Origin of the sequence: Ochrobactrum vermis, assembly GCF_002975205.1 — a bacterium.
GTDB lineage: Bacteria > Pseudomonadota > Alphaproteobacteria > Rhizobiales > Rhizobiaceae > Brucella > Brucella vermis.
Genome location: NZ_PCOC01000001.1, coordinates 2039814 through 2066176, shown reverse-complemented (window position 1 = coordinate 2066176; position 26363 = coordinate 2039814). Strand labels below are relative to the sequence as shown.

Genomic DNA, 26363 nt, shown 5'->3' with positions numbered 1-26363 from the left:
AGGCCTACAGCTCTTCGAGCAGATCGCCGAAGGCTTCAATATCGCGCAGGCGCTTTCGTCCGGAAGCGCCTGCTTTTTCAATTGCCCGCGTGGTCAGCAAATGGCAGAGCGCCATGACCGCGACGTGATTGAACAATGGGCCGGGCGCCAGTGTCTGGCAATGAAAATGCCATTGCGCGGAGGCCCGGAGCGGGGCGCCTTCATCGGTGATGTAGAGAAGTTTCGCGCCGCGCTTTTCAATGGCGGCAAGAATGTCGTCCATTTTTGCGATACGGCGGCGAAGCGCGAAGACGATGACCATATCGTCGGGGCGGATGCTTGCAATATATTCGCCCAGCGTCTGGCCTGGTCCAGGCACCGCAATGATATTGTCCACGACCTGAATCATCTGCCATTGCAAATAGGCGGCAAAGGGTTGGCTGCTGCGAAAACCGAACACCCATGTCTTGCGTGCGCCAAGCATCGTGTCCACAACGGCATCGATCTGCGTTTCGCGTATGGAAAGAAAGGTCTTTTCCAGATTGGCGATGCCCTGACCGACGTGCGAGGATAGGGACTGCCCGCTCTCCGCATCGGTGGCACTCGACAGAAACAGACGCGATCCGGTCTGCTTTTCCTCGCGGGCGTGACGTCGGGATTCTTCATAAGTGTCGTAGCCGAGACGCCGCACGAAGCGCGTCACAGTCGCGTTGGAAACATGGGCGAGCACCGCCAGTTCCGACGCTGAATAGCTCGCCAGTTCTCCCGGAAAATCACATACGAATTCACCAAGCCTTTTTTCGGCTGGCGGCAGTTCGTCCATCACGTCTCTCACACGGGTCAGAAAGGACTTTTCGGTGGTTTTCATGGTGTGCCTGATGAAATCACATTTTCAGATTGCCTAACTATTAGCAGCTTTTGATTAATTTTGCATCTTTTTCGCTCAAGGATTGTGCAGGCTATATATCTGAAAATAAAGGATAAAAAAGTTCTTGTAAAAATCAGTTTTCTGATGTTTGATTGTGAAAAAATAATTTCATGCGGCTAATATCATGGGAGTTGGACCGTTATGGCAGGGGAACAAATGATACAATCCGGTGCGACGTCACCGGCCATCAAGCAGATGGAAAATGCACTGGGAAACATCGGCGTGACAACTGCGCACAAGCAGATTCTCGCGTTGATCCTGATCGGCTGTCTCTTTGACAGTTTCGAGCAGAACACGATTGGCCTTGTCGGGCCGATCCTCCGCGAGCAATGGGGTCTGTCGGGTGCCGATATTGGCTTCCTCAACACCATCACCTTTGCAAGTGCGGCGGCAGGCCGTCTCCTGTCCGGCATTCTTGGCGACCGGTACGGTCGTCGTGTCATGCTGACAATCAATCTTCTTCTCTTCACCGTCGGTTCCGCACTGTGTGCGCTCGCACCGAGCTTCGCCTGGCTCTGCTTCGCACGCGCCATCGTCGGTTTTGGTGTCGGCGGCGAAATCTCGACCGCGGTGACGATGCTTGCCGAATTCTGTTCGCCGAAGTTTCGCGGAACCGCTGCCGGTCTCGTCAATGTCGGCGCAGGCGGCTTCGGTAACTTCCTGGCACCGGCTTTCGGGCTGCTGGTCTTCACGCTCTTTCCGGGCGAGGACAACTGGCGCTGGCTCTTCGCCGTGTTGGCTATCCCGGCTTTCCTCGTGGTTTTCTTCCGTCGTTACGTGCCGGAAACACCGCGCTTTCTGGCCTCGCAAGGCAAGATCGATGAAGCAAACAAGGTGCTTTCCATTCTGGCGTCAGGAACGCTTCGGCCCAAGAACCTGAAAGTCACCGAGTATCTGGCGAAGACGGAAGACAGTGACGTCAAGCCTGTCAAAGGCAACTGGAAGGAACTGTTTCAGGCCCCTTATATCGGCCGCACCGTCCCGGTGGCGATTGCGATCCTGATGAGCTACGGCGCGCAGCTTTCTGTCCTGACGCTGATGCCGATGATCTTCGTTTCGATGGGCTATACGCTTTCGGGCAGCCTTCTTTACAGCAGCATGATCATCCAGAGCGGCAGCGTGCTCGGCGCCATCGCAGCATCTGCTTTCGGCTATTACTTCCCGCGCAAGAAGGTTCTCTCCCTGGGTGCAGTCTGTGCCTGTGCTGCAGCACTTTCGATCATCTATCTCGGCACGAATATCTATCTGGTGCTGTTCTTCGGAGCACTGTTCCAGTTCTTCGTATTGTTGCTCAATACCTCGATCTGGATTTATGCGCCGGAACTCTACCCGACCCGCATCCGTGGCTTTGGCGTCGCGCTCATTCTCGCGAGCGGTTCGGCAGCCGGGTCCTTCGTGCCGATCATTGCGGGCGCGTTGTTCGATACTTACGGAATGCTCGGTGTCTTCGGTCTTGCCGCATCGATGTATGCCGTCTTCGCATTCTGCATCCAGCTTGGACCGGAAACTTACGGTCGGTCCATGGAAGACCTGACGCAATCGGCGGACGCCGAGGAGCCGACAGTCGATTTCACAAAAACCTCTAAAGAACAGGCCTGAACATGACTGCATCATCCCCCTATGTCCTGCTGATCAATCCAAACAGCTCAGAGGCAACGAGCGGGATGATGCTCGATATTGCCAGGCGCAAGGCAGATGGGCGGCTTCGGATCGAATCCGCTACTGCTACGCGCAGCCCTTCGATGATCGTTAATGACGAGCAGCTTCACGAGTCGGCGGCGCAGGTCATCGAAATCGGCAGGGCGCATGATCCGGACTGCATCGGGGTCATCGTCAGTGCTTACGGCGATCCAGGTGTCGTGCTCCTGCAGGAGAGCCTGGCCGTGCCGGTTCTTGGCATATGCGAAGCCTCGATGCTGGATGCAACACGAAACGGACGACGGTTCGGCATTGCGACAGTAACGCCGGACCTTGCCGATGCGATAGCGGCGCGGGCGGAAAGCCTCGGTCTGTCGCATCTTTATACGGGTATTCGCTGTACGCCCGGCGACCCTGAAATGCTGGCAGGCGACAGTGCGCGTCTGCGCACAGAGCTGGAAGCTGCAGTGCGACTTTGCATCATAGACGGTGCGGAAGCAGTCATCATCGGTGGTGGGCCGCTTGGTGAAGCAGCGGAACAACTGCGTGGCGGCTTCGATATTCCGATTGTGGCGCCAATCTCGTCAGCCGTGGAGCTGATGATTGAAGCGCTCGACAATCAGCAGGCTTGTGGAGAAGCGCACGCCTGATCACGGGATTGCCGGGACATTTGCTCCGGCACCGGAAAGACATTTTCTGATGTGGCTCACCCCCCCGCATGAGATCACGAAAACGCCGGGGTAATCGTGATTGAAAATGTCTTATTTGCACGCTTCTCTCGTGGCCGAGAGGGATGCGTGCTTTTTATTGGGGTCCGCTTATCGCTGTTTGGCGAGCCCTTGTTCGCGCATCTGGCTGAGGCTCATCTTCGGTGAAAGCGCCTCTGGGTCGATGCGGATTTCGATGAGCCCCGGCTTGCCCGACTTTTCACAGGCCTCGAAGGCGATTGCAAAGTCGGCGGTCTTTTCCACGACCTCGCCGTGCAGTCCGTAGGCGCGGGCAAGAGCAGCGAAATCAGGATTGGCCAGGCCAGTGCCCGAAACGCGGCCTGGATAGGTGCGCTCCTGATGCATGCGGATCGTGCCATACATGCCGTTGTTCACGACGATGAAGATGGCGTTAGCGCCATATTGCGCCGCTGTTGCCAGTTCCTGCCCGTTCATGAGGAAACAGCCGTCGCCCGCAAAGGCAACGACCGTGCGTTCGGGCGAGGTGAGCTTGGCTGCGACCGCAGCCGGTACGCCATAACCCATGGAACCGTTGGTGGGAGCAAGCTGGCTGCGATAGGTGCGGTACTGGTAGAAGCGATGCGGCCAGGCGGAATAATTGCCTGCGCCATTGGTGATGATGGCGTCGGCAGGCAGATGCGCGCGCAGCCATTCCATCACTTCGCCCATCTGCACATCGCCGGGGATGACAGGCGCTTTGATATTGTCGCGGTAATCGGCATTGGCGCTGTCGGTCCATGCCTTCCAGCGCGGATTGGCTACAGGTGCAAGCTTTGCCGCCGCAGCGCAGAATGCAGGCATGGAGGCATTGACCGGAACGTCTGCATGATAGACGCGGCCCAGCTCTTCGGCGCCTGGATGGATATGGACGAGTTTCTGCTGCGGCACCGGTATGGCGACCAGCTCGTAGCCCTGCGTCGTCATTTCACCGAGGCGGGCACCGATTACGATCAGAAGATCGGCATCGCGCACGCGCTGCGCCAGCTTGGGGCTGATCGAGGTTCCCATTTCCCCCGCATAAAGCGGATGGGCGTTGTCGAACATATCCTGGCAGCGAAAGGATGCCGCGACAGGCAGATGCATGTTCTCGGCAAATTTCTGCAGATCGCTGACGGCTTTCGCATCCCAGCCACCCCCGCCGACGATCACCAGAGGCCGTTCGGCCTTTGCAAGCAGCGCCTGCATGTCCTGCAGCTGGTCAGTGCCCGGATGCATCTGGACCTGCTTATAGGCGGGTGCGTCGCTGACGGCGGCAAAAGATGTCAGCATGTCTTCCGGCAGGGCGATCACGACAGGGCCGGGGCGTCCGTTGACGGCGCGGTGAAAGGCCTGGCTGACCAGTTCCGGTATGCGTGCGGCATCATCGATCTGCACGACCCATTTGGCCATCTGGCCGAACATGCGGCGATAATCGATTTCCTGAAACGCTTCGCGCTCGACCTGATCGCTGGCGACCTGACCGATGAAAAGCAGCATCGGCGTGGAGTCTTGAAAGGCCGTGTGCACACCGATGGAGGCGTTTGTAGCGCCGGGACCGCGTGTGACGAAGCAGATGCCCGGCTTGCCGGTTAGTTTGCCATAGGCTTCCGCCATATAGGCCGCGCCGCCTTCCTGCCGGCATACGATCAGGTCGATCGCGTCGCTGGAATCATGAAAGGCGTCGAGCGCGGCGAGATAGCTCTCGCCGGGGACGCAGAAGACCCGGTCGGTGCCATGGATGCGCAGCGCATCCACCAGGATCTGACCTCCGGTACGGGCATTGGGTTTGCTCGTCATTATATGCATTTCCTCAATCTCACCATGTTTGGCTTGCCATTCCGGCTTACCTTGCAAGGACGGTTTCTCCGCCTCTTTTCAAAAAGGATTACCGGAAATTCCCGATAATTCATGTCTTTCGGGGGAACGGGAATTCATGGTCAGACGCACCCAAATGGCCGACAGGTGCAAAGACCTAGTCTCGCGGCGAGTTTTTACGTTCAACCGCCTGCTTCTCCTCCCAGTCAAGCAAGCCGATATGAACATAGCCAGCGGTGCGAATACAGATTAAACATCATGACTAAACTGTATGAACTCATGATGCACCGGTATGGAGGAACGGCGATGGCCAAGGAAAATACGGGCAAGATCCGCATCGGTATTGGCGGCTGGGCCTATGAACCGTGGGACAAGAGTTTCTATCCTGAAAAACTGTCAAAGAAGCGCCAGCTCGAATATGCCTCGAGCAAGCTCACTTCCATCGAGATCAACAGCACCTATTACGGTCCGCAGAAGCCCGCGACCTTCGCCAAATGGCATGATGAAACACCTGATGACTTTGTGTTTTCACTGAAGGCACCGCGTTTCTCCACCAATCGTCGTGTACTGGCGGAAGCGGGCGAAAGCGTCGAGCGGTTCATGACCGGCGGCATGATGGAGCTGAAAGACAAGCTCGGCGTAGTCAACTGGCAGTTCATGGGAACGAAGAAGTTCGACCCCGTGGACTTCGAGGCGTTTTTGAAGCTTCTACCGAAGCGTGTCGACGGACGCGATGTGCGCCATGCGGTGGAAGTACGCCACGATAGCTTCAATTCACCGGACTTCATCGCCTTGCTGCGTGAATATGGTGTGGCGGTGGTGATTGCGGGCGATAGCGAGTTTCCGCAATTTGCCGACATGACCGCGCCTTTCGCCTATATCCGCATCATGGGAACCAAGGAAAGCGAGCCGCTCGGTTATAGCGAAAGCCAGCTTGATGAGTGGACGGCGCGCGCCCGGGCGATTGCGGCTGGAGAAATTCCCGAAGGATTGAAGACTGTCACGCCGCCAGTTGCCGATCATATAGCCCGCGATGGCTATCTCTATGTGATCAGCGGCTATAAGGCGCATAATCCGCATGCGGCCATGGCCTTGATCGAACGGACAAAATAATGCCTCGTGGCGGCTGTTGATTTTCATCTGAGTCGCCTGAGCATCATGTCAAAATTCGATCTTTCCGCACTTGAAGCCTTCGTTCGCACCATTCCGCAGCATTATAAGGGGCCGGGTGGTGCGGTCGCGGTGCTGAAAGATGGCAAGGTCGTGCTGCGCCAGGCATGGGGCTTTGCCGATCTGTCCACGCGCAAGGCGATGACGCCCGAAACGCGTATGCCGATCTGCTCGATCAGCAAGCAGTTCACCTGCGCCGTTCTGCTCGACAGTGTCGGCGAACCGGAAATTCTGGACGATGCGCTTGCCGCCTATCTCGACAAGTTTGCGGAAAAGCGGCCCAGCGTGCGCGATCTCTGCAACAACCAGTCGGGACTGCGCGATTATTGGGCGCTGACGGTTCTGTGCGGAGCGGACCCGGAGGGCGTCTTTCTGCCCGAACAGGCACAAAGCCTGCTGCGCCGCCTGAAGACCACGCATTTTGCGCCGGGCACGCATTATTCCTACTGTAATGGCAATTTCCGCATTTTGGCTGACCTGATCGAACAGCATACGGGCCGGTCGCTGGTCGAACTCCTGGCGGAGCGCGTTTTCCAGCCTGCTGGCATGAAGACGGCAGAGCTGATCCCCGACACCGCGCTGTTCGACGAATGCACCGGCTATGAGGGCGATACGGTGCGCGGCTTCCTGCCCGCCGTCAATCGCCTCCACTGGATGGGCGATGCGGGCATCTGCGCGTCGCTGGACGACATGATCGCTTGGGAACAGTTCATCGATGCGACACGCGATGACCAAAATGGAATCTATCGCCGCCTGAGCGGGCCGCAGACATTCAGCGATGGCGTTGCTGCTCCTTACGGTTTCGGCCTCAAATTCGAGGAAACGGGTGGCAAGCGGCTGACCGGTCATGGCGGTGCCTTGCGCGGCTGGCGCTGCCAGCGCTGGCATTGCGCGGACGAACGCCTTTCGGCAATCGCCATGTTCAACTTTGAAGGCGGCGCATCCGACGTTGCCTTCAAGCTGATGAATATCGCGCTTGGCGTTTCTTCGTCGGAGCCGGTTCGGGTCGAAGCCGATGCCGGTTGGTTTGGTGCTTGGCTCGACCCTGAAACCGGTCTCCTGCTGAGCCTCGAAGACGCAGGACGTGGACGCATGAAAGCACGTTTCGGCACCGGTTCCGAAAGTATGGATGTGGTGAGCGAAAACGAAGCGCGTTCGTCGATGACCACAATTCGTCGCGATGGTGATACGATCCACCTTACGCGCGAGGATGAAAATCTGGACCTGACGATGCAGCGCCTGAAAGGTTCGGCGAAGCAGGATATTGCAGGGCGTTATCGCAGTGATGAACTGGAGGCTGATCTCCTGCTCGTCAGTGAAGGCGGAGCGTTCTATGGAGCCTTTGAAGGATTTCTCGGCAAGAGTGACATGTATTCGCTCTATGAGGCGGGGCCGGATGTCTGGCTGATGCCGGTGCAGCGCTCGATGGATGCGCCTTCGCCCGGCGAATGGAAGCTTGTCTTCCATCGCGATGCCAAAGGCGGGATAACAGGCATGACCGTCGGTTGCTGGCTGGCGCGGCACGTGGACTACAGGAGAATTCAGGAATGAGCGAACTGAAAGTCAGAACCCGCGAGACGGGCGCCGTCGCAGAGATGCCGTATGGAAAGCTCCCCGTCATCACCACCCCGACCGGCGGCGTCGTCGAAATTGTCACCAGTGTCAGTCAGGCAGGCTTCAATCCGCTCGACCTCATCTATTCGTCAGTTGCTGCCTGCATGGCGCTGAGCGCCCGTATCGCGGCAGGCAAGCTCGAGCTGAAGGAAAAACTGACCAATGTTCGGGTGGAAGTGAAAGGCGACAAAACCCATGAAGGACCGTCACGTATCGAACGGTTCAACATCACCTTCCATTTCGACGGCGATTTGACAGACGATGAAAAGCATCGCCTCGCCGAAATGGCCGAGGAAATCTGTACGGTCAGCAATACGCTGCGCGGCGAGCCGCAGTTTGATCTGAACGTGTCCTAGAGCGCGTTTCGATCTGATTCAATCAGATCGGCGCTCTAAATATCTGTCTTACGCGCATCCCGAAAACCGTTTCACACTTTTCGGGATGCGCTTTAACGTTCAGATCACGTCCCGGATGCGCTCGACGCCGACTTGAATGACGTTTTCCATCGCCAGACGCGCCTTTTGCGGATCACGCGATGCAATGGCATGCGCAATACGCAGGTGATTGGCCGCGCATTCGGTGATGCCTTCTCGCGAGGCTGCCGGTGAAGAGAGCTGAAACGAGACTGCCAGTGCGGCCTCGATCAATCCGCTGACCGAACGCATGAACGGGTTGCCGGACATGCGCGCAATGGCAAGATGGAATTCAAGATCGACCTTGGCGATGGATTCCGGCGTGTGGCTTGGATCGTCGAACTTGGCGGCGAGTGCGTAAAGCTCGACAATCTCGTCGCTGGAAGCGCGCTCTGCGGCCGCGGCTGCAGCAGCCGGTTCCAGCGCCATGCGCATTTCGGCCAGATGGTCCACGAAGACCTCATCGAAGCCCGCTTCAAAGCGCCAGGTCAGCACATCGGGATCGAAAAAGTTCCAGCTTGCATGGCCCAGAACACGCGTGCCGACCTTGGCCTTGGGTTCGATCAGGCGCTTGGCGGCAAGTGTTTTCATCGCCTCGCGTAAAACTGTGCGGGAGACGCCGAAGCGCAGCGACAGTTCATGATCGCCCGGAAGGATGGACCCTTCGGGAATGGTGCCCGCGACGATGCCACGGCCCAATTCCCCCACGACGACTGCGTGACTGTTATGGCGCTTGCGTCCGGTTATGGCCGTTTCCAGCAATCCCAATTCAGGCCTCCTTCATGCCTTGCCCGGCTAGGTATTTGTTTCAATGCGCATCTTGCCTGAAAACCGGTTCCCGCTTTTCGGGGTGCGCTTTAGATCGGAAAACCACGCAAGTCCCCGTTGCAGAGCAATGAACAGGAACAGCAATATACCGATTGCTATTTTCGTCCACCAGGAAGACAGCGTGCCGTCGAAAACAATGTATGTCTGGATCAGCCCCTGAATGAGAATGCCGACGAATGTTCCGGCCACAAGGCCTGCACCGCCCGTCAGCAAGGTCCCGCCGATCACCACCGAAGCAATGGCGTCCAGTTCCACCCCTACCGTCGCCAGCGAATAGCCGGACGAGGTGTAGAGCGTATAGACGATCCCGGCGAGGCCGGAAAGGATACCTGACATCGTATAGATGCCGATTGTCGTGCGGGCAATCGGAACGCCCATCAGTTCCGCCGACTGCTGGTTTCCGCCCAGCGCGTAGATATTGGCGCCGAAGCGTGTGCGATGGGCGATAATACCGCCGACGATGAAGACGGCCAGCATCACCATCGCAATGAATGTCAGTCTGCCGCCGCCCGGCAGGCGGAAATAAAGCCCCTGTAACGTATCGAGAAACGGATGCGCGATGGGTACGGATTGCGTCGAGATGAGAAATGCCGCGCCGCGCGCCAGAAACATGCCTGCAAGCGTCGCTACAAAAGGCGGGATGCCGAGATAATGGATCATCATGCCCATCCATGCCCCGAACAATGCGGCAATCACCAGAACGAGCGCGAAGGCGACAAGCGGATGCACCCCAAGCTGCCCGACCAGCACGGCAACGAAGACGCTGGTGAAGGCGATGACCGAACCGACCGAAAGGTCGATGCCGCCGGAGATAATCACAAAGGTCATGCCGACTGCGGCAATGCCGAGAAAGGCATTGTCCGTCAGAAGATTGCCGATCACCCGTGTCGACAGCATGTTGGGAAACTGGATGACGCAGAGCGCATAGGCGAGCAGGAAGATCGCGACTGTGGTCAGGAAAGGCAGATTGCGAAGAGCTCTCAATGCCGTGCTCCCTGCTGGCTTTGGCCGACTGTGTTGGCTCCATTGCCCTTGCGTTCCGAGCGCAAGAAGGCGACTAGCTGGACAATTGCCGGCGACTGGAAGGTGAGCACGATCACGATGATGACGGCCTTGATGATGAGGTTGAATTCCGGTGGAAAGCCCGCCATCAGGATGCCGGTGTTGATCGACTGGATGATGAGCGCGCCGAGCAGCGAAGCCATGATCGAGAAACGCCCGCCATTGAGCGATGTGCCACCGATGACGACGGCCAGGATGGCATCGAGTTCGAGCCACAGTCCGGCATTGTTGGCATCCGCACCGCGAATATCTGCCGCCGCGATCAGCCCGGCAAGGGCAGCGCCAACGCCTGAAACCGCATAGACGCTGAACAGGAGAAAGCGTGCCTTGACGCCCGCTAGCATTGCCGCGCGGCGGTTGATGCCGGTTGCTTCGATCAGGAAACCGAGCGCGCTGGACCGCACAGCAAGGCCCACGACGAGACCAGCCAGAATCCATATCAGAACGGGGATGGGTATACCGAGGAAGGAGCCGGAGCCAAGTGCTGCAAAGGATTCATTGTTGAAAGTGAGGATCGCGCCTTCGGTGATAAGCTGTGCGATGCCGCGACCTGCCACCATCAAGATGAGCGTCGCAATGATCGGCTGGATATCGAAAACGGCAACCAGAAACCCGTTCCACAAGCCGCAGAGAAGGCCGACGCCGAGCGCTGCCGGAATGACGACCGCAAGGGGATAGCCTGCAACGATCAGTGATGCGGCAAAGGCGCCGCTGATCGCCATGACCGCACCGACCGACAGATCAATGCCGCGCGTTGCGATCACCAGTGTCATGCCGACGGCCAGAATGGCAACGGGGGCTGCCCGCACCAGAATGTCGATCAGGCTGCCATAGAGCCGCCCGTTCTGGAACGAGATGTCGAGAAAGCCAGGCGCGATGATGGTATTCGCTGCCAGGATCAGCACCAGCGCGGCCAGTTGCGGTGCCAGCCTTTTCAACTTTCTGCCTATGCGGTTCATCATGCCGCAGTTTCCTTTTTGCTTCCGGTCTCTGCGATTGCGCGCACGATATTGTCGGCGGTTATTTCTTCGCCGGTGAGTTCAGCGACATGGCGGCGGTCGGACAGGACGACGACGCGATTGGCGACGGCGGCAAGCTCCTCGAATTCGGATGAGATGATGACCAGCGACATGCCTTCGGCGCAAAGTTCGCCGATGAGCTTGAGGATTTCGGCATGGGCGCCGATATCGATGCCGCGCGTCGGCTCATCGAGGATCAGCAGGCGCGGATCGGTCGCGAGCCAGCGGGCCAGAATGGCCTTCTGCTGGTTGCCGCCGGACAGGAACTTGATCGGCTTGTCGGGATCGGGCGGGCGAATATCGAGCGCCTTGATGTAGCGCTGGGCAAGCGCCGTCTTCTCACGTGACGATATCGGTCTGGACCAGCCGCGCTTGGCCTGAACGGCCAGAGCAATGTTTTCCGCCATCGAGAAATCGCCGATGATGCCATCGGTCTTGCGCTCCTCCGGGCAGAAGGCGAAACGCTCGCCAATCGCCGCGACGGGCGAGGGGAGTCTTGTTTCCTTTCCATCGACGGTCAGCGTGCCGCTGTCGGTCTGATCGACTCCGAACATCAAAAGCGCTGTTTCGGTGCGGCCTGAACCAAGCAGCCCTGCAATGCCGACAGCTTCTCCGGGCTTGATGGCGAGATCGAACGGGGCGACGCTGCCTTTCTTGCCGAAGTCCGCAAAGCGGATCGGCGCGACCGTATCGCGGCTTACTTCTTCGGTGAGCTGGCGGCGCACGGTTTCCTGCAACTGGTGGCCGAGCATCATGGAAATGAGATCGGTGCGCGGCAGTTCCAACAGGTTGCGGCTGCCGACCAGACGACCGTTGCGCAGCACGGTGGCGCAATCGGCAATGGCATAGACCTGATCCAGAAAATGCGTGATGACGATAATGCCGAGACCTTCGGCCTTCAACTGGCGCAGTACCCCGAACAGCATGTCGACTTCGCGCGCATCGAGGCTGGCGGTCGGTTCGTCAAGAACGAGCACCTTGCCCGACAGGTCGACAGCTCGCGCAATCGCGATGATCTGACGGATGGCGACGGAATAAGCGGACAAGGAAGCGCCGACATCAATGGCGAGGCCATAGCGGGCAAGCAGACTTGCCGCATCCTTTTCCATCCGGCTGCGGTCGACCAGTCCGAAACGTTTTGGCTGGCGCCCCAGAAACAGGTTTTCCGCAACCGTCAGATTTTCGAGAAGATTGACCTCCTGATAGACGGTGCCGATGCCGAGCGTCTGTGCGTCCGCGACAGAGGTGGGCGCAATTGGCTGGCCCGCAAGCAGGATAGACCCGTCGAAACCGTGATAGGCACCGGTCAATATCTTGATAAGCGTGGATTTGCCCGCACCATTTTCGCCAAGCAGCGCGTGGATTTCACCACTGTTCAGCGTTAGATCCACATGGTCGAGTGCGGTCACGCCCAGAAAGGATTTGGTGATCGAACGGGCCTCAAGAAGCGGCATTGCGGCCGCCGATGGAGCGTCTTTTGCAGCCATGGCAGTCTTCCATTGCATGTGCAAAGGTCATTCCGGGCCGCGATAAAACGCGGCCCGAAGACGAGAGGATCAGTAGCCGAGGCCTTTCTTGGCTTCATAGACGGCTTTCGGATCGTCGGCCTGCGTATAGAGCTTGGATTCCGTCTGGATCCACTTCGGCGGAACGGTGCCCTTGTCCTTGAAGGCTTCAATCGCGTCGAAAGCCGGGCCTGCCATGTTCGGCGTCAGCTCGACGGTCGCATTGGCTTCGCCGCTGGCCATGGCCTGGAAGATATCCGGCACGGAATCAATCGATACGATCTTGATCTCGGTGCCAGGCTTCAAACCGGCTTCCTTGATGGCCTGAATGGCGCCGACGGCCATGTCGTCATTGTGTGCATAGACGGCGCAGATATTCTTGCCGCCGCCTTCGGCCTTGATGAAGCTTTCCATGACTTCCTTACCCTTGGTACGGGTGAAGTCACCGGTCTGCGAGCGGGAAATCTTGATGTTGTCGTGGCCCTTGATCGCGTCCTCAAAGCCCTTCTTGCGGTTGATGGCCGGCGAGGAACCGGTGGTGCCCTGAAGCTCGACCACATTGCACGGCTTGTCGCCTACGTCCTTCACCAGCCAGTCGCCGGCAACCTTGCCTTCATGAACCTGATCGGAGGTGACGGCGGTCAGATAAAGGTCTTCCGGCGAATCGATCTGGCGATCAAGCAGGACAACCGGAATTTCTGCTTCCTTGGCTTCCTTCAAAACTGCATCCCAGCCCGTGGAGACCACCGGGGCAATCAGGATCGCGTCGACGCCCTGCGCAATGAAACCGCGCACGGCCTTGATCTGGTTTTCCTGCTTCTGCTGGGCATCGGCGAATTTGAGCGTATAGCCGCGCTTTTCAGCTTCCTGCTTGGTCAGGGCCGTTTCTGCGGCACGCCAGCCTGATTCCGAGCCAATCTGCGAAAAGCCGACCGTCAGCGATGCGGCGGATGCACTGGAAATCAGGGCAAGCGATAGTGCGGCCGTCAGGGCCGTCAAACTGCGTTTCATGCTGGTTCCTCCCATTAAGGCCCTCCCGGCCTCGTCATTTATGAAGCATATAATATTACTTTATGGCAAGCATCTTTCGGCGTTTCCCAATAAAATGCCGGTGCGACAAACGGGCAATTTTTCTGTTTACCGATATAAAACAAAGGCTTGTATCTGCCTGCATATGGCAAAGGTTTCCAACCGGTGGGGCGGGTGCGTCTGCTTGCTTGACAAAGCGGGTTGGAGCAAAATAGTCATATTAATAACGCGAACCGTAAATTGACGCCGTTTGGTGTCTTCAAGCGGTCGGGGTGAATTCCGCAAAGGGTAATGCGGAAAATGGGAGGATCAATGTTACGTCTGGTACAGTTCCGCGATGCGGGCGGTGAAACGCGTGTGGCTGCATGCGATGATGAGGGTGCGGCACATATCGTCAAAGGCGCTTCGACGACCTATGAACTGGCCTGGGCGGCAATTCAGGCGGGCATTGGCCTTGCAGAGCAGGTGGAGCGCAATGGCAAGGGCGAAGCCGTCGATATCGACGCCGCGCTGGCTGCGGGTCGCGTCGGCCTGCCGATCACCCATTCCGATCCGGCTCACCTGATCGTTGCAGGCACTGGCCTCACGCATCTTGGTTCCGCCGATGGTCGCGACAAGATGCACAAGGCCGCGCAGGCTGCCGAAAAGCCGACCGATTCGATGCGCATGTTCCTGATGGGCGTTGAAGGCGGCAAGCCGAAATCCGGCGAAACCGGCGTTCAGCCGGAATGGTTCTATAAGGGTGATGGTTCCGCGCTGGTCGCGACCGGCGGCGAACTGGTTTCGCCTTCCTTTGCGGAAGATGGCGGCGAAGAGCCGGAACTGGCGGGCATTTATCTGATCGGCCCGGATGGTCAGCCGCACCGTCTCGGCTTCTGCCTTGCCAATGAATTTTCCGACCATGTGACCGAAAAGCAGAATTATCTCTGGCTTGCCCATTCCAAGCTGCGTCAGGCATCGCTTGGACCGGAGCTTTATGTAGGCGCGCTGCCGGACCATGTTGAAGGCGTTTCGCGCATTCGTCGCGGCAAAGAAGTGATCTTCGAAAAGCCGTTCCTGTCGGGCGAAGCGAACATGTCGCATACCATCGCCAATCTTGAACATCATCACTTCAAATATGAGCTGTTCCGTCGCCCGGGCGATATTCACGTCCATTTCTTCGGTACGGCGACCCTGTCCTTCTCCGAAGGCGTTAAGACGCAAACCGGCGATCAGTTTGAAATTTCCGCCAAGCCGTTTCGCTATCCGCTGGTCAACAGACTGGCGCAGGCCGCAGCCGAAGATATTGCCGTGAAGGCGCTCTGAAATGGGTATGCAATCGAACATTGCCCTCGCAATCGTTGGTCTTGGCAAGATCGCGCGCGACCAGCATCTGCCGTCCATCGAGGCGGTGGACGGTATTGCGCTTGCCGCTGTCGCCAGCCGCAATGCTGGGCTGGATAGCGTGCCGTCTTTCAACGATATCGAACAATTGCTGGCGTCTGGTGTCGCCATTGACGCCGTGTCGCTGTGCACGCCGCCGCAGGGCCGCTTCGCCCAAGCCTATGCGGCTTTGAAAGCGCGCAAGCATGTGATGCTGGAAAAGCCTCCGGGCGCGACACTTTCCGAAGTGCAGGCGCTGGACCGTCTGGCAAAAGCCGAAGGTTTGACGCTTTATGCCACCTGGCATTCTCGCGAAGCTGCGGCGGTCGAACCGGCCCGCGATTTTCTGAAAGACGCGGTGATCCGTTCGGTTGCCGTTGCGTGGAAGGAAGACGTGCGCCACTGGCACCCCGGCCAGCAATGGATCTGGGAGCCGGGCGGGCTCGGTGTGTTCGATCCGGGCATCAATGCGCTTTCCATCGTGACGCATATTCTGCCGGAACGCTTTTTCCTCACGCAGTCGGACCTCTATTTCCCGGAAAATCGCGCCGCGCCGATTGCGGCTGACCTTCTGTTTCAGACGGAAAGTGGCGTTCCCGTTTCCTTCGAACTGGATTGGCGCCAGACCGGGCCGCAGACCTGGGATATTCGTGTCGAAACCGACAAGGGCACGCTTCTGCTCAGCCATGGTGGCAGTCGCCTGACCATTGCGGGCACCGAAAAAATGGCCGAGCCGGACCGCGAATATCAGCGTCTTTACAAGCATTTTGTGCAATTGATCGGTGCGGGGCGTTCGGATGTCGATCTCGCTCCGCTGACGCACGTCGCCGATGCTTTCCTGTTTGGAAAGCGGCACGTGGTCGAAGCATTTGAAGATTAGGAAATGAGGTTGTCGCAACGCGGCCTCTTACCCAGCAGGACAAAGACATGAACAAGCCCGTCACTCCGAAAACGCCAAAGTTCCGCTCGCGCGCATGGTTCGACAATCCTGACAATGTCGATATGACGGCGCTCTATCTTGAGCGCTACATGAATTATGGCCTGAGCCAGGAAGAATTGCAGTCGGGCCGTCCGATCATCGGCATCGCGCAGACGGGTTCGGACCTGTCGCCCTGCAACCGTCACCATCTGGAACTGGCCAATCGTGTGCGCGAAGGCGTGCGTGAGGCGGGCGGTATTGTCATCGAATTCCCGGTTCATCCGATCCAGGAAACCGGCAAGCGTCCGACCGCCGGTCTCGACCGCAACCTTGCCTATCTCGGCCTCGTGGAAGTGCTTTACGGCTATCCGCTCGATGGCGTTGTGCTGACGATTGGCTGCGACAAGACCACGCCTGCCTGCCTGATGGCTGCGGCGACTGTCAATATTCCGGCGATTGCGCTTTCGGTCGGCCCCATGCTCAATGGCTGGTTCCGTGGCGAGCGCACGGGTTCGGGCACCATCGTCTGGAAGGCGCGCGAACTTCTGGCCAAGGGCGAGATCGACTATGCAGGCTTTATCAAGCTGGTTGCGTCTTCGGCACCATCGACCGGCTATTGCAACACGATGGGCACAGCCACCACGATGAACTCGCTTGCTGAAGCGCTGGGCATGCAGCTTCCGGGTTCCGCCGCTATTCCCGCGCCTTACCGTGACCGTCAGGAAGTGTCCTATCTGACCGGTCGCCGCATCGTCGAGATGGTCTATGAAGATCTCAAGCCTTCGGATGTTCTGACCAAGGATGCGTTTGTCAACGCCATCCGCGTCAATTCCGCCATTGGCGGCTCGACCAATGCGCCGATCCATCTGAACGCGCTCGCCCGCCATGTCGGCGTGGAGCTGACGGTGGACGACTGGCAGAAATACGGCGAGGAAATCCCGCTGCTGGTCAATCTCCAGCCAGCCGGTGAATATCTCGGCGAGGATTATTACCATGCCGGTGGCGTGCCAGCAGTCGTCAACCAGCTGATGGGGCAGGGCCTCATCAACGAGGATGCGCTGACCGTTAATGGCAAGACTATCGGTGAAAACTGCAAGAACGCCACCATTGAAGACGCGAACGTCATCAAGACCTACGATCAGCCGCTGAAGAAGCATGCCGGTTTCCGCGTGTTGCGTGGCAATCTATTCTCGTCGGCGATCATGAAGCTCAGCGTTATTTCGGACGAGTTCCGCAATCGCTACCTCTCCGACAGCAAGGACCCGAATGCCTTTGAAGGCAAGGCGGTCGTGTTCGACGGACCGGAAGATTACCATCATCGCATCGACGATCCGTCGCTGGAAATCGACGAGCATACGGTTTTGTTCATGCGCGGCGCTGGCCCGATTGGCTATCCGGGCGCGGCGGAAGTCGTCAATATGCGCGCACCGGACTATCTCCTGAAGAAGGGCATCACCTCGCTGCCATGCATCGGCGACGGTCGCCAGTCGGGCACGTCGGGTTCGCCGTCGATCCTCAACGCCTCGCCGGAAGCTGCCGCTGGCGGCGGTCTGGCCATTCTCAAGACGGGCGACCGCGTGCGCATCGATCTTGGTCGCGGCACGGCTGATATCCTGATTTCGAATGAGGAACTGGCCGAGCGTCACAAGGCTCTGGAAGCCGCTGGCGGCTTCAAATATCCGGAAAGCCAGACGCCGTGGCAGGAAATCCAGCGCGCCGTTGTCGGCCAGATGGAAACCGGCGCGGTTCTGGAAAACGCGATCAAGTATCAGGATATCGCGCATACGCGCGGCCTGCCGCGTGACAACCACTAAGGTCGGCCCGGAATGGCTCTCGATAAAAAGCCGTTTGTGGCCGTCGCCGACTGGGGCACCACCCGGTTGCGGCTCTGGACGCTGGATGCGGACGGTGCCGTGCTGGGTGAAAGCCGGGGTGATGACGGTCTGCTGCGGGCAAAGGAAGCCGGTTTCGAGCCAACGCTCGAACGGCATCTGGCCACGCTCGGCGCGCCGGACGACCTGCCGGTGGTGATCTGCGGGATGGCCGGTTCGCGGACCGGCTGGATCGAAGCACCCTATATGAGCCTGCCTGCCGGGCTGGGCGGCATTGTGAAGGCTGCGGTGCGCGTGCCTGCGCGCCGTCACGTCATCATGCTGCCGGGCGTTGCGCGGCGGGATGAGGCGGCACCGGATGTCATGCGCGGCGAGGAGACAAAACTGCTCGGTCTCGTGCATGGCGGCACGCATGATGCGGTCGTCGTCATGCCCGGCACCCATGCCAAATGGGTGCGGATTGCCGAGGGCGGTCTCGCCGATTACCGGACCTTCATGACGGGCGAACTGTTCGCGCTTTTGAAAGACAAGTCGGTGCTGGCCGGTGCGCTGGAAGGCGCAGGCGCGGTTGATCCGCACAGCGCGGCTTTCGCAGCGGGCGTGAAGGCCTCGCTCGAAACGCCGGAGTTGATCGCCAATGCGTTGTTCTCGGTTCGCGCGGGCTGGCTTGTGCATGACCGCAAGCCGACCGACCAGCTGGCGCGGCTTTCCGGTCTGTTGATCGGGCTGGAAGTTGCAGGCGGGCGCACGCTTTACGGCAAGCCGCAGCAGGTGTTGCTGTTGTCCGATGGCATGATGGGCGGGCTTTATGCAAGCGCGCTTGAAATCGCCGGGCTGGCGGTCAGGCGCATCGAGGCGGACGAACTGGTGCGCGACGGTCTGTTCATGGCGGCAAGGCACGCTTTTGCGGGAGGTGCCCAATGAGCGCGCGTGTTGCATGGCCGAAACTGCGTTATCCGCTGGTCGCGATCCTGCGCGGGATTCGTCCGGAGGAAACCGAAGCAATCGTCGAGGCGCTGATCGAGACGGGCTTTGAAGCCATCGAAATCCCGCTCAATTCGCCCGATCCGTTCGTGTCGATTGGTAAAGCTGCAAAGCTTGCACCGGCCAATGTGCTGATTGGTGCTGGCACTGTGTTGAGCGTCGAGGATGTGGACCGGCTGCACGATGTCGGCGGTCGACTGATGGTCAGCCCCAATGTCGAGCCGGATGTCATTCGCCGCGCAAGCCTCCATGGCATGGTGACGATGCCGGGCGTTTTCACGCCGACTGAAGCCTTTTCGGCGATCCGTGCAGGCGCATCGGCGCTGAAGTTCTTCCCGGCCAGTGTGTTGGGTGTTGATGGCATCAAGGCGGTTTCTGCCGTGCTGCCGAAGGATATTCCGTTTGGCGCCGTGGGCGGTGTTTCGGAAAGCGATTTCGCGGCCTATGTCGCGGCGGGCATGAGCTGTTTTGGCCTTGGATCGAGCCTTTACAAGGCTGGTTTCACCGTGGCCGATGCGCGCGAGCGCGCCAGGCGTGCTGTGGCTGCATGGGAGGCAGTTGCGGGCTGAAGTAGGCGTGCAATTTGTTAGGGTTTAGGCATTTTCGAAGAGGATTAAACCCCTGTTCGGAAATGGACTTGGAGGCATTCCGCAATCTGCAGGCCAACAATTCGGGCGGGGAGCGGGAGTTAGGGAGAACGGCAGGTTTCGAGGCGAAGCCTGTCCCAATTTTTGGGAGTGCAACAATGGCAGGTATGAAAACTCTAACCCTGGCAGTCGCGATGGCCGCGCTTGCCTTCACGGGCATGGCCCATGCGGAAGACAAGGGTCTTGTCGCCGTCGCCATGCCGACAAAGTCTTCGGCGCGCTGGATCGCCGATGGCGACAACATGGTCAAGGTTCTGAAGGAACGCGGTTATCAGACCGATCTTCAGTACGCTGAAGACGATGTGCCGAACCAGTTGGCGCAGATCGAAAACATGGTGACCAAGGGCGCCAAGGTTCTCGTCGTTGCGTCCATCGACGGCACCACGCTTTCCGACGTGCTGGCCAAGGCTCACGATGCGGGCATCAAGGTCATCGCTTATGACCGCCTGATCCGCGATACGCCGAATGTCGATTATTATGCAACCTTCGACAATTTCCAGGTTGGCGTGCTGCAGGCCCAGTCGATCGAAACGGCGCTGGACCTCAAGAACAAGCCGGGCCCGTTCAATATCGAACTCTTCGGCGGCTCACCGGACGATAACAACGCCTATTTCTTCTATAACGGCGCCATGTCTGTCCTGCAGCCTTATATCGATAGCGGCAAGGTTGTGATTGGCAGCGGCCAGACCGGCATGGATAAGGTCGCAACATTGCGCTGGGACGGTGCAACTGCACAGGCCCGCATGGATTCGATCCTTTCGGCCTATTATTCCGACAAGAAGCTTGATGCGGTCCTGTCACCTTATGACGGCATTTCCATCGGTATCCTGTCGTCTCTCAAGGGTGTAGGTTATGGTAGCGGTGATATGCCGATGCCGGTCGTATCCGGTCAGGATGCGGAAGTGCCTTCGGTGAAGTCGATCCTCGCTGGCGAACAGAATTCGACGATCTTCAAGGATACCCGTGAACTGGCCAAGGTCACGGTCGATATGGTCGACGCGCTGATGAGCGGCAAGGAGCCGGAAGTCAACGACACCAAGACCTATAACAATGGCGTCAAGGTCGTGCCGTCCTATCTGCTCAAGCCGGTGATCGTCGACAAATCGAACTGGAAGCAGGTTCTGATCGACAGCGGTTACTACAAGGAAGACCAGATCCAGTAATCTGTCGTTCCGGGCGTATCGGAGGATATGGCCGGAGCTTTTCTGCAAGCCATTGCCCCCAAATCCCCAGTCTTTCGGCTGGGGTAGGCTCGGCGATTGACAACGTTGTCTTTTTGCTGGGGCAATGGCCGCAGAAACTGAAATGGGAGTGAGCGATGAATGTAGCCAATCCTGTCCCGCTGCACGAGCAGGGTGGCCAGCCGGATGATGCTGGCAAACCTATTCTTGAAATGCGTGGCATCAGCAAATCCTTCGGGGTCGTGAAGGCGTTGAGCGACGTCAATTTCACGGTCATGCCGGGGGAGATTCACGCATTTGTCGGCGAAAACGGCGCGGGCAAATCCACGCTGATGAAGGTGCTGTCGGGGGTCTATCCGCACGGCAGCTATGAAGGCTCGATCTTCTTCGACGGAGAAGAACGGCAGTTTCGCGACATTAACGATTCCGAAGCGCTCGGCATCGTCATCATCCATCAGGAACTGGCGCTGATCCCGCTGATGTCGATTGCGGAAAATATTTTTCTGGTCAATCCACCGGCGAGCCATGGCGTCATCGACCGCAGTGCCGTGCATATGCGCACGCGGGACCTTTTGAAGAAGGTAGGCCTGTCGGAATCGCCCGATACGCTGATCACCGATATTGGTATCGGCAAGCAGCAGCTGGTGGAAATCGCCAAGGCGCTGTCAAAGCGTGTGCGCTTGCTGATCCTCGATGAACCGACGGCCAGCCTGAACGAAACGGACAGTGCAGCGCTTCTGACGCTCCTGAAGGAGTTTCGCACGCAGGGCATCACGTCGATCCTGATTTCGCACAAGCTCAATGAAATTCGCGAAGTTGCCGACAAGATTACCGTTTTGCGCGACGGCAAGGCCGTGGCGACGCTCGATTGTCATGCAGGCGAGGTCGAGGAAGACGATATCATCCGCAAGATGGTCGATCGCGATCTGGAAAGCCGCTATCCGAAGCGCGAGCCGAAGATCGGCGATGTGATTTTGGAGGTCGACAACTGGTCGGTCTATCATCCGCTGCATCCGGAGCGCCATTCGGTCAAGAACGTGTCGTTCAAGGTCAAGGCGGGCGAAATCGTCGGCATTGCAGGCCTGATGGGCGCGGGCCGCACCGAATTCGCCATGAGCCTGTTCGGTCGCTCCTGGGGCACGAATATCACCGGCGAGGCCCGTATCAACGGCAAGGCCGCGGATATTTCCACCGTAGCGCGGGCGATCAAGTCCGGGCTTGCCTATGTGACCGAGGATCGCAAGAAGCTTGGCCTCGTGCTGGGCGAAAACATTTCGCGCAACATCTCGCTGGCCAATCTGCGCGGCGTCAGCCCGAAGGGCGTCATCGACGATATTCGCGAAATGAAGGTTGCCGGCGACTATCGCAACCAGATGAGCATCCGCAGCCACAATGTCTTTCAGCAGACCGGCACGCTTTCGGGCGGCAATCAGCAGAAGGTGGTGCTGTCGAAATGGCTGTTCACCGGACCGGATGTGCTCATCCTCGATGAGCCGACGCGCGGCATCGATATCGGCGCGAAATACGACATTTACACTATCATCAATTCACTGGCGGAGAGCGGCAAGGGCGTGGTCGTCATTTCTTCGGAAATGCCGGAACTGATCGGCATCTGTGACCGCATCGTCGTCATGCATGAAGGCGCTTTCGTCGGCGAAGTCGCCGGCGAAGAGGCAACGCAGGAAAACATCATGCGCGCTATCATGCAGAACAAGGGAAAACGGCAATGAGCGAGAATATCATCGGAAGCAGCCAGACAAGCAGCGTGGGGCGTTATCTCAAGAACAATCTGCGCGAATCCGGGATGCTGCTCTCGCTGGTTGCGATCATGATTTTCTTCCAGATTGTTACAGGCGGCGTGCTGATGAAGCCGCTGAACCTCACCAATCTGGTGTTGCAGAACAGCTATATCGTCATCATGGCGCTCGGCATGCTGCTGATCATCGTGACCGGCCATATCGACCTGTCGGTCGGTTCGGTCTGCGGTTTCATCGGTGCGCTAGCTGCGGTAATGATGGTGCATTGGGGCGTACCGTTCCCTATCGCTGCCATTCTCTGCCTGCTGGTTGGCGGGCTGATCGGTGCGTTGCAGGGGTTCTGGGTTGCCTATTTCAACATACCGTCGTTTATCGTGACGCTGGCGGGCATGCTGGTCTTCAAGGGCCTGACACTTGCTGTGCTTGGCGGCCAGTCTGTCGGCCCGTTCCCGGTCGTGTTCCAGAAACTCTCGTCCGGCTTCATTCCGGAAATCATCAGCACGACGGGCGGCGTCTACCTGACATCGCTCATCATAGGCGTGCTTCTGGCCGGGTTCATGATCTGGCAGAATGTGAAGTCGCGTCAGCGCCATATCGCGCATGAGGTGGAAACGGAGCCGTTCGGCCTGTTCGTTATCAAGAACATTCTGTTTTTTGCGGCCATTGCTTATCTGTCGCTGCTGATTTCCATGCATCGCGGCCTACCGAATGTGCTGATCATCATGGCGGTGCTGATTGCGGCCTATGCATTCCTCACCAATCGCACGGTGATCGGTCGCCAGATCTATGCGGTCGGCGGCAACCGCCATGCGGCCAAGCTTTCCGGCGTGAAGACCGAGCGGCTGACCTTCCTCGCTTTTGTCAATATGGGCGTGCTGGCGGCTCTGGCCGGTCTGGTTTTTGCGGCGCGTCTGAATACGGCAACGCCCAAGGCCGGTATCGGCTTCGAACTGGACGTGATCGCAGCCTGCTTCATCGGCGGCGCATCGGCTTATGGCGGTGTGGGTCGTGTGACCGGTGCGGTGATCGGCGCGCTGATCATGGGCGTGATGAACAACGGCATGTCCATCCTCGGCATCGGCATCGACTATCAGCAGGTCATCAAGGGTATCGTGCTGCTGGGGGCGGTGTGTATCGACGTCTATAACCAGAAACGCTGAGGCGAGGATATTTCGGCTCTGACGGACTGCAAAGAGCGTTTTTCTTGCTTCCGGTGCTCACGTACCTTTAGTACGTTCCGCTCCGGTTCTCGAAAGAACACTCTTTTCGTCACGTCATAACCAAAATCTCCTTCGCCTCAGGAATGGAGGCCGATCAGATCGCCGTGCGGCGGGCGTGGTCGAGATAAATCTCGCGCAGGCGCTGGGCGACCGGGCCGGGCTCGCCCGTTCCGATAGTCTTGTCGTCAATGACGGTGATCGGGGTGACGAAAGTTCCGGCACTTGTGAGGAAAGCTTCCTTCGCCGCATAGGCTTCATCGATGGTGAACAGGCGTTCTTCCAGTTTCATGCCGGTCTCGGCGATCAGTTGCAGCAGTGACAGGCGCGTGCAGCCGGGCAGGATGGCGTTGCTGTTGGGGCGCGTGACGACAACATCATCCTCGGTCACGATATAGGCGGTGGACGATGCGCCTTCGGTGACGTACCCGTCTTCAATCATCCAGGCTTCGTCGCAACCGGCATTCTTGGCGATTTCCTTGGCCAGCGCCTGCGGCAGCAGGCACACTGTCTTGATATCGCGGCGCTTCCAGCGCAGATCTTCCAGCGAGAGCACGCGGGCACCGGTTTTGAGCGCAGGCTTGTCGAGCAGGTTGGTCTCCTGCGTGAACAGAACGACCGAAGGCCTTATGCCTTTCGCCGGTACGAAATCGCGGTCGCGTCCGTCGCCGCGTGTCACCTGCAGATAGACCAGACCTTCGGTCAGATTGTTGCGGCGCACCAGCTCGCGCTCGATAGCGACGATCTCGTCTTCGCTTAGCGGCATCGGAATGCCGATTTCGCCGGTGGAGCGGCGCAGGCGCGTCATATGCGGGCCGCTGTCGATCAGCTTGCCCTCCAGCACGGCGGTCACTTCATAAATGCCGTCGCCGAAAAGAAAGCCTCGGTCGAAGATGGAAATGCGGGCATCGCGCGCGGCAACATAGTCACCGTTGACATAGACAATACGGTTCTCAAGGTCTTCTGCTGAAACGGCCATGGTGGGATCTGTCCTGAAAAGAAAGGGCCGCGACAAATGTCGCAGCCCTTTCATAATCCACTCGATATTTTGTAGGAACAATTATTTTCAGGCAGCCTGCCTGGCCGCTTCAATGGCTTCGCTGCGGATTTCTTCCGTGAGCTTGAGGCGTAGTTCCGAGAATTCCAGGCTCGCCTTGACGTGGTAGGAGCGCGGATGGGCAATGTCGACCGGCGTGATCGATTTGATCTTGCCGGGGCGGGCGGTCATCGTGACTACGCGTGTCGCCATGAAGATCGCTTCCTCAATGTCGTGGGTGACGAAGATCACGGTCTTATGCTCGCGTTCCCAGATGCCGAGCAGCAATTCCTGCATCAGTCCGCGCGTCTGGTTGTCGAGTGCACCGAAGGGCTCGTCGAGCAACAGGATCTTCGGATCGTTGGCAAGCGCGCGGGCGATGGCTGTGCGCTGCTGCATGCCGCCTGAAAGCTGGTTGGGCCAATGATCTTCAAAACCACGCAAACCGACCTTGTCGATATAGCTGTCGACGATTTCACGAGCCTCTCTTTCCGGCATACCCTTTTCGCGCAGGCCGAAGCCGACATTCTGGCGGATGGTGAGCCATGGAAACAGCGTGTAAGACTGGAACACCATACCGCGATCGGCACCGGGGCCGGTAACCGGCTTGCCTTCCAGCGTCACCGTGCCGGTGGTCGGCTTGTCGAGACCGGCGATGATGCGCAGCAATGTAGACTTGCCGCAGCCCGAAGGGCCAAGGACAGTGACGAAATCGTTCTTCGGGATGACGAGATCGGTCGGTTGCAATGCCAGTGTCGGCTTGCCGCCATGCACACCCGGAAAGGTGCGGCTCACGCCCTTGATGACGAGTTCGTGGTCGCTTTTCGTAACCATTATGCGAATCTCCATGCAAAGAGCCAGCGGTTGAAATATTTGAAGGCAAGATCCGAGATCAGGCCGATCACGCCGATGACTATGATGCCGAAAATGATCTGGCCGGTGGCCATCAGCGCCTGACTATTGATGATCATGTAGCCGATGCCCGACGATGCGCCGATGAGTTCGGCGACGATTACATACGTCCAGGCCCAGCCGAGCACGAGACGCAGCGTTTCGGCTATGTCCGGGGCGCTGGCCGGCATGAGGACGCGGCGGATGATGCCGCGGTTCGACGCGCCGAGCGTATAAGCTGCTTCGACCAGATCGCGGCGGGTATTGGCAACGGTCACCGCGATCATGAGGATGATCTGGAACACGGCGCCGATGAAGATGACGAGCAGTTTCTGGGTTTCGCCAATGCCGGACCACAGGATCAAGAGCGGCACGAAAGCCGAAGCGGGAAGATAGCGTGCGAAGGAGACGAAGGGCTCCAGCAGCGCTTCGATGGGCTTGTAGGCGCCCATGGCTATCCCAAGGGGGATGGCAACGAGGCTTGCCAGAACGAACCCACCCAGTACGCGCCAGACCGTCATGCCGATATCGGACAGGAAGCCCTGATTGGCAATCAGGTCCCATCCATCCTTCACCATTGTGATGGGATCGGCGAGAAATGTTGGAGAAACGAAACCGCCCAGAGTGGCGACGCCCCAGAACGCAAAGAAGAGAACGAAGAATAGAATGCCCAGTAATATCCGGGCCTGACTGCCTATCGGCTGCAAGGGCTGCATATATTTTTCCGTTTAGAGCGCAGCCCGAAACGTGTGAAACGGCTTTCGGAAAAGATGCGCGGTTCAAAACAAATATTTAGAGCGCTGATCTGATTCAATCAGATCGAAACGCGC

The 26363-nt window shown here is 58.4% G+C and carries 23 protein-coding genes; 13 read left to right on the top strand and 10 right to left on the bottom strand.

Annotated elements, in window-relative coordinates; translation table 11 throughout:
• Nucleotides 1-4: 4 nt before the first annotated feature.
• Complete coding sequence (locus CQZ93_RS10190) at nt 5-847, bottom strand: MurR/RpiR family transcriptional regulator (RefSeq protein WP_105542464.1); 843 nt, start codon at nt 845-847, stop codon at nt 5-7.
• 201 nt (nt 848-1048) lie between these two features.
• Between CQZ93_RS10190 and CQZ93_RS10185 the strand changes: the two genes are divergently transcribed.
• The gene (locus CQZ93_RS10185) at nt 1049-2506 is read left to right on the top strand and encodes an MFS transporter (RefSeq protein ID WP_181153334.1); all 1458 of its coding nucleotides are present in this window, start codon (nt 1049-1051) and stop codon (nt 2504-2506) included.
• Nucleotides 2507-2508: 2 nt separating this feature from the next.
• On the top strand, nt 2509-3195 hold the full coding sequence (locus CQZ93_RS10180; protein WP_105542462.1) for an aspartate/glutamate racemase family protein: 687 nt from the start codon (nt 2509-2511) through the stop codon (nt 3193-3195).
• A 168-nt stretch (nt 3196-3363) separates the two neighbouring features.
• Here the strand turns inward: CQZ93_RS10180 and CQZ93_RS10175 are convergent, their stop codons facing one another.
• On the bottom strand, nt 3364-5049 hold the full coding sequence (locus CQZ93_RS10175) for a thiamine pyrophosphate-binding protein (protein ID WP_105543261.1): 1686 nt from the start codon (nt 5047-5049) through the stop codon (nt 3364-3366).
• Between the two features lie 324 nt (nt 5050-5373).
• Here CQZ93_RS10175 and CQZ93_RS10170 point away from each other — a divergent pair, with 324 nt between their 5' ends.
• The 3 genes from CQZ93_RS10170 to CQZ93_RS10160 are packed head-to-tail and all read left to right on the top strand — an operon-like array spanning nt 5374 to nt 8207.
• Nucleotides 5374-6180 carry a DUF72 domain-containing protein gene (locus tag CQZ93_RS10170; protein ID WP_105542461.1) on the top strand — a complete coding sequence of 269 codons (807 nt, stop codon included), beginning with the start codon at nt 5374-5376 and terminating at the stop codon, nt 6178-6180.
• A gap of 45 nt (nt 6181-6225) precedes the next feature.
• The gene (locus CQZ93_RS10165; RefSeq protein WP_105542460.1) at nt 6226-7788 is read left to right on the top strand and encodes a D-aminopeptidase; all 1563 of its coding nucleotides are present in this window, start codon (nt 6226-6228) and stop codon (nt 7786-7788) included.
• Nucleotides 7785-8207, top strand: a complete 423-nt coding sequence (locus tag CQZ93_RS10160; protein WP_105542459.1) for an OsmC family protein — start codon at nt 7785-7787, stop codon at nt 8205-8207. The genes CQZ93_RS10165 and CQZ93_RS10160 overlap by 4 nt, the downstream gene beginning before the upstream one ends.
• A gap of 99 nt (nt 8208-8306) precedes the next feature.
• On the opposite strand, the gene CQZ93_RS10155 is transcribed toward CQZ93_RS10160, so the two are convergent.
• From CQZ93_RS10155 to ytfQ, 5 genes are all read right to left on the bottom strand, one after another.
• The gene (locus CQZ93_RS10155; RefSeq protein WP_105542458.1) at nt 8307-9032 is read right to left on the bottom strand and encodes a FadR/GntR family transcriptional regulator; all 726 of its coding nucleotides are present in this window, start codon (nt 9030-9032) and stop codon (nt 8307-8309) included.
• Between the two features lie 27 nt (nt 9033-9059).
• A complete protein-coding gene (gene yjfF, locus CQZ93_RS10150; RefSeq protein ID WP_105542457.1) occupies nt 9060-10076 on the bottom strand; it encodes a galactofuranose ABC transporter, permease protein YjfF in 1017 nt (338 codons plus the stop codon).
• Complete coding sequence (locus CQZ93_RS10145; RefSeq protein WP_105542456.1) at nt 10073-11116, bottom strand: ABC transporter permease; 1044 nt, start codon at nt 11114-11116, stop codon at nt 10073-10075. Before CQZ93_RS10145 ends, yjfF begins: the two co-directional genes overlap by 4 nt.
• Nucleotides 11113-12660 carry a sugar ABC transporter ATP-binding protein gene (locus CQZ93_RS10140; protein ID WP_105542455.1) on the bottom strand — a complete coding sequence of 516 codons (1548 nt, stop codon included), beginning with the start codon at nt 12658-12660 and terminating at the stop codon, nt 11113-11115. The genes CQZ93_RS10145 and CQZ93_RS10140 overlap by 4 nt, the downstream gene beginning before the upstream one ends.
• 69 nt (nt 12661-12729) lie before the next feature.
• Complete coding sequence (ytfQ, locus tag CQZ93_RS10135) at nt 12730-13689, bottom strand: galactofuranose ABC transporter, galactofuranose-binding protein YtfQ (protein ID WP_105542454.1); 960 nt, start codon at nt 13687-13689, stop codon at nt 12730-12732.
• A gap of 330 nt (nt 13690-14019) precedes the next feature.
• Here ytfQ and araD1 point away from each other — a divergent pair, with 330 nt between their 5' ends.
• The 8 genes from araD1 to mmsB all read left to right on the top strand — a co-directional run bounded on the left by araD1 (nt 14020) and on the right by mmsB (nt 23549).
• Nucleotides 14020-15012, top strand: a complete 993-nt coding sequence (gene araD1, locus CQZ93_RS10130) for an AraD1 family protein (RefSeq protein ID WP_105542453.1) — start codon at nt 14020-14022, stop codon at nt 15010-15012.
• A 1-nt stretch (nt 15013) separates the two neighbouring features.
• Nucleotides 15014-15949, top strand: a complete 936-nt coding sequence (locus CQZ93_RS10125) for a Gfo/Idh/MocA family protein (protein WP_105542452.1) — start codon at nt 15014-15016, stop codon at nt 15947-15949.
• A gap of 47 nt (nt 15950-15996) precedes the next feature.
• Nucleotides 15997-17802 (top strand): IlvD/Edd family dehydratase, encoded by a 1806-nt coding sequence (locus CQZ93_RS10120; RefSeq protein ID WP_105542451.1) that lies wholly within the window; start codon nt 15997-15999, stop codon nt 17800-17802.
• 12 nt (nt 17803-17814) lie between these two features.
• Nucleotides 17815-18744, top strand: coding sequence for a 2-dehydro-3-deoxygalactonokinase (locus tag CQZ93_RS10115; RefSeq protein ID WP_105542450.1), 930 nt, complete (start codon nt 17815-17817; stop codon nt 18742-18744).
• Nucleotides 18741-19373 carry a 2-dehydro-3-deoxy-6-phosphogalactonate aldolase gene (locus CQZ93_RS10110; RefSeq protein ID WP_105542449.1) on the top strand — a complete coding sequence of 211 codons (633 nt, stop codon included), beginning with the start codon at nt 18741-18743 and terminating at the stop codon, nt 19371-19373. Before CQZ93_RS10115 ends, CQZ93_RS10110 begins: the two co-directional genes overlap by 4 nt.
• Before the next feature lie 176 nt (nt 19374-19549).
• Nucleotides 19550-20614, top strand: a complete 1065-nt coding sequence (gene chvE, locus CQZ93_RS10105; RefSeq protein ID WP_105542448.1) for a multiple monosaccharide ABC transporter substrate-binding protein — start codon at nt 19550-19552, stop codon at nt 20612-20614.
• Between the two features lie 155 nt (nt 20615-20769).
• A complete protein-coding gene (mmsA, locus tag CQZ93_RS10100) occupies nt 20770-22362 on the top strand; it encodes a multiple monosaccharide ABC transporter ATP-binding protein (protein ID WP_105542447.1) in 1593 nt (530 codons plus the stop codon).
• Complete coding sequence (mmsB, locus tag CQZ93_RS10095; RefSeq protein WP_105542446.1) at nt 22359-23549, top strand: multiple monosaccharide ABC transporter permease; 1191 nt, start codon at nt 22359-22361, stop codon at nt 23547-23549. The genes mmsA and mmsB overlap by 4 nt, the downstream gene beginning before the upstream one ends.
• A gap of 154 nt (nt 23550-23703) precedes the next feature.
• On the opposite strand, the gene CQZ93_RS10090 is transcribed toward mmsB, so the two are convergent.
• The 3 genes from CQZ93_RS10090 to CQZ93_RS10080 form a co-directional block, all read right to left on the bottom strand.
• Nucleotides 23704-24585 carry a D-amino-acid transaminase gene (locus tag CQZ93_RS10090; RefSeq protein ID WP_105543260.1) on the bottom strand — a complete coding sequence of 294 codons (882 nt, stop codon included), beginning with the start codon at nt 24583-24585 and terminating at the stop codon, nt 23704-23706.
• 87 nt (nt 24586-24672) lie between these two features.
• Nucleotides 24673-25476 (bottom strand): ABC transporter ATP-binding protein, encoded by an 804-nt coding sequence (locus CQZ93_RS10085; protein ID WP_105542445.1) that lies wholly within the window; start codon nt 25474-25476, stop codon nt 24673-24675.
• Nucleotides 25476-26249 carry an ABC transporter permease gene (locus CQZ93_RS10080; protein WP_105542444.1) on the bottom strand — a complete coding sequence of 258 codons (774 nt, stop codon included), beginning with the start codon at nt 26247-26249 and terminating at the stop codon, nt 25476-25478. Before CQZ93_RS10080 ends, CQZ93_RS10085 begins: the two co-directional genes overlap by 1 nt.
• Nucleotides 26250-26363: the final 114 nt, after the last annotated feature.

Excerpts from the sequence above, each read along its gene's own strand:
- CQZ93_RS10190 (WP_105542464.1), bottom strand. The coding sequence starts at position 847 with ATGAAAACCACCGAAAAGTCCTTTCTGACCCGTGTGAGAGACGTGATG.
- CQZ93_RS10185 (WP_181153334.1), top strand. The coding sequence starts at position 1,049 with ATGGCAGGGGAACAAATGATACAATCCGGTGCGACGTCACCGGCCATC.
- CQZ93_RS10180 (WP_105542462.1), top strand. The coding sequence starts at position 2,509 with ATGACTGCATCATCCCCCTATGTCCTGCTGATCAATCCAAACAGCTCA.
- CQZ93_RS10175 (WP_105543261.1), bottom strand. The coding sequence starts at position 5,049 with ATGACGAGCAAACCCAATGCCCGTACCGGAGGTCAGATCCTGGTGGAT.
- CQZ93_RS10170 (WP_105542461.1), top strand. The coding sequence starts at position 5,374 with ATGGCCAAGGAAAATACGGGCAAGATCCGCATCGGTATTGGCGGCTGG.
- CQZ93_RS10165 (WP_105542460.1), top strand. The coding sequence starts at position 6,226 with ATGTCAAAATTCGATCTTTCCGCACTTGAAGCCTTCGTTCGCACCATT.
- CQZ93_RS10160 (WP_105542459.1), top strand. The coding sequence starts at position 7,785 with ATGAGCGAACTGAAAGTCAGAACCCGCGAGACGGGCGCCGTCGCAGAG.
- CQZ93_RS10145 (WP_105542456.1), bottom strand. The coding sequence starts at position 11,116 with ATGATGAACCGCATAGGCAGAAAGTTGAAAAGGCTGGCACCGCAACTG.
- CQZ93_RS10140 (WP_105542455.1), bottom strand. The coding sequence starts at position 12,660 with ATGGCTGCAAAAGACGCTCCATCGGCGGCCGCAATGCCGCTTCTTGAG.
- ytfQ (WP_105542454.1), bottom strand. The coding sequence starts at position 13,689 with ATGAAACGCAGTTTGACGGCCCTGACGGCCGCACTATCGCTTGCCCTG.
- araD1 (WP_105542453.1), top strand. The coding sequence starts at position 14,020 with ATGTTACGTCTGGTACAGTTCCGCGATGCGGGCGGTGAAACGCGTGTG.
- CQZ93_RS10125 (WP_105542452.1), top strand. The coding sequence starts at position 15,014 with ATGGGTATGCAATCGAACATTGCCCTCGCAATCGTTGGTCTTGGCAAG.
- CQZ93_RS10120 (WP_105542451.1), top strand. The coding sequence starts at position 15,997 with ATGAACAAGCCCGTCACTCCGAAAACGCCAAAGTTCCGCTCGCGCGCA.
- CQZ93_RS10115 (WP_105542450.1), top strand. The coding sequence starts at position 17,815 with ATGGCTCTCGATAAAAAGCCGTTTGTGGCCGTCGCCGACTGGGGCACC.
- CQZ93_RS10110 (WP_105542449.1), top strand. The coding sequence starts at position 18,741 with ATGAGCGCGCGTGTTGCATGGCCGAAACTGCGTTATCCGCTGGTCGCG.
- chvE (WP_105542448.1), top strand. The coding sequence starts at position 19,550 with ATGGCAGGTATGAAAACTCTAACCCTGGCAGTCGCGATGGCCGCGCTT.
- mmsA (WP_105542447.1), top strand. The coding sequence starts at position 20,770 with ATGAATGTAGCCAATCCTGTCCCGCTGCACGAGCAGGGTGGCCAGCCG.
- mmsB (WP_105542446.1), top strand. The coding sequence starts at position 22,359 with ATGAGCGAGAATATCATCGGAAGCAGCCAGACAAGCAGCGTGGGGCGT.
- CQZ93_RS10090 (WP_105543260.1), bottom strand. The coding sequence starts at position 24,585 with ATGGCCGTTTCAGCAGAAGACCTTGAGAACCGTATTGTCTATGTCAAC.
- CQZ93_RS10085 (WP_105542445.1), bottom strand. The coding sequence starts at position 25,476 with ATGGTTACGAAAAGCGACCACGAACTCGTCATCAAGGGCGTGAGCCGC.
- CQZ93_RS10080 (WP_105542444.1), bottom strand. The coding sequence starts at position 26,249 with ATGCAGCCCTTGCAGCCGATAGGCAGTCAGGCCCGGATATTACTGGGC.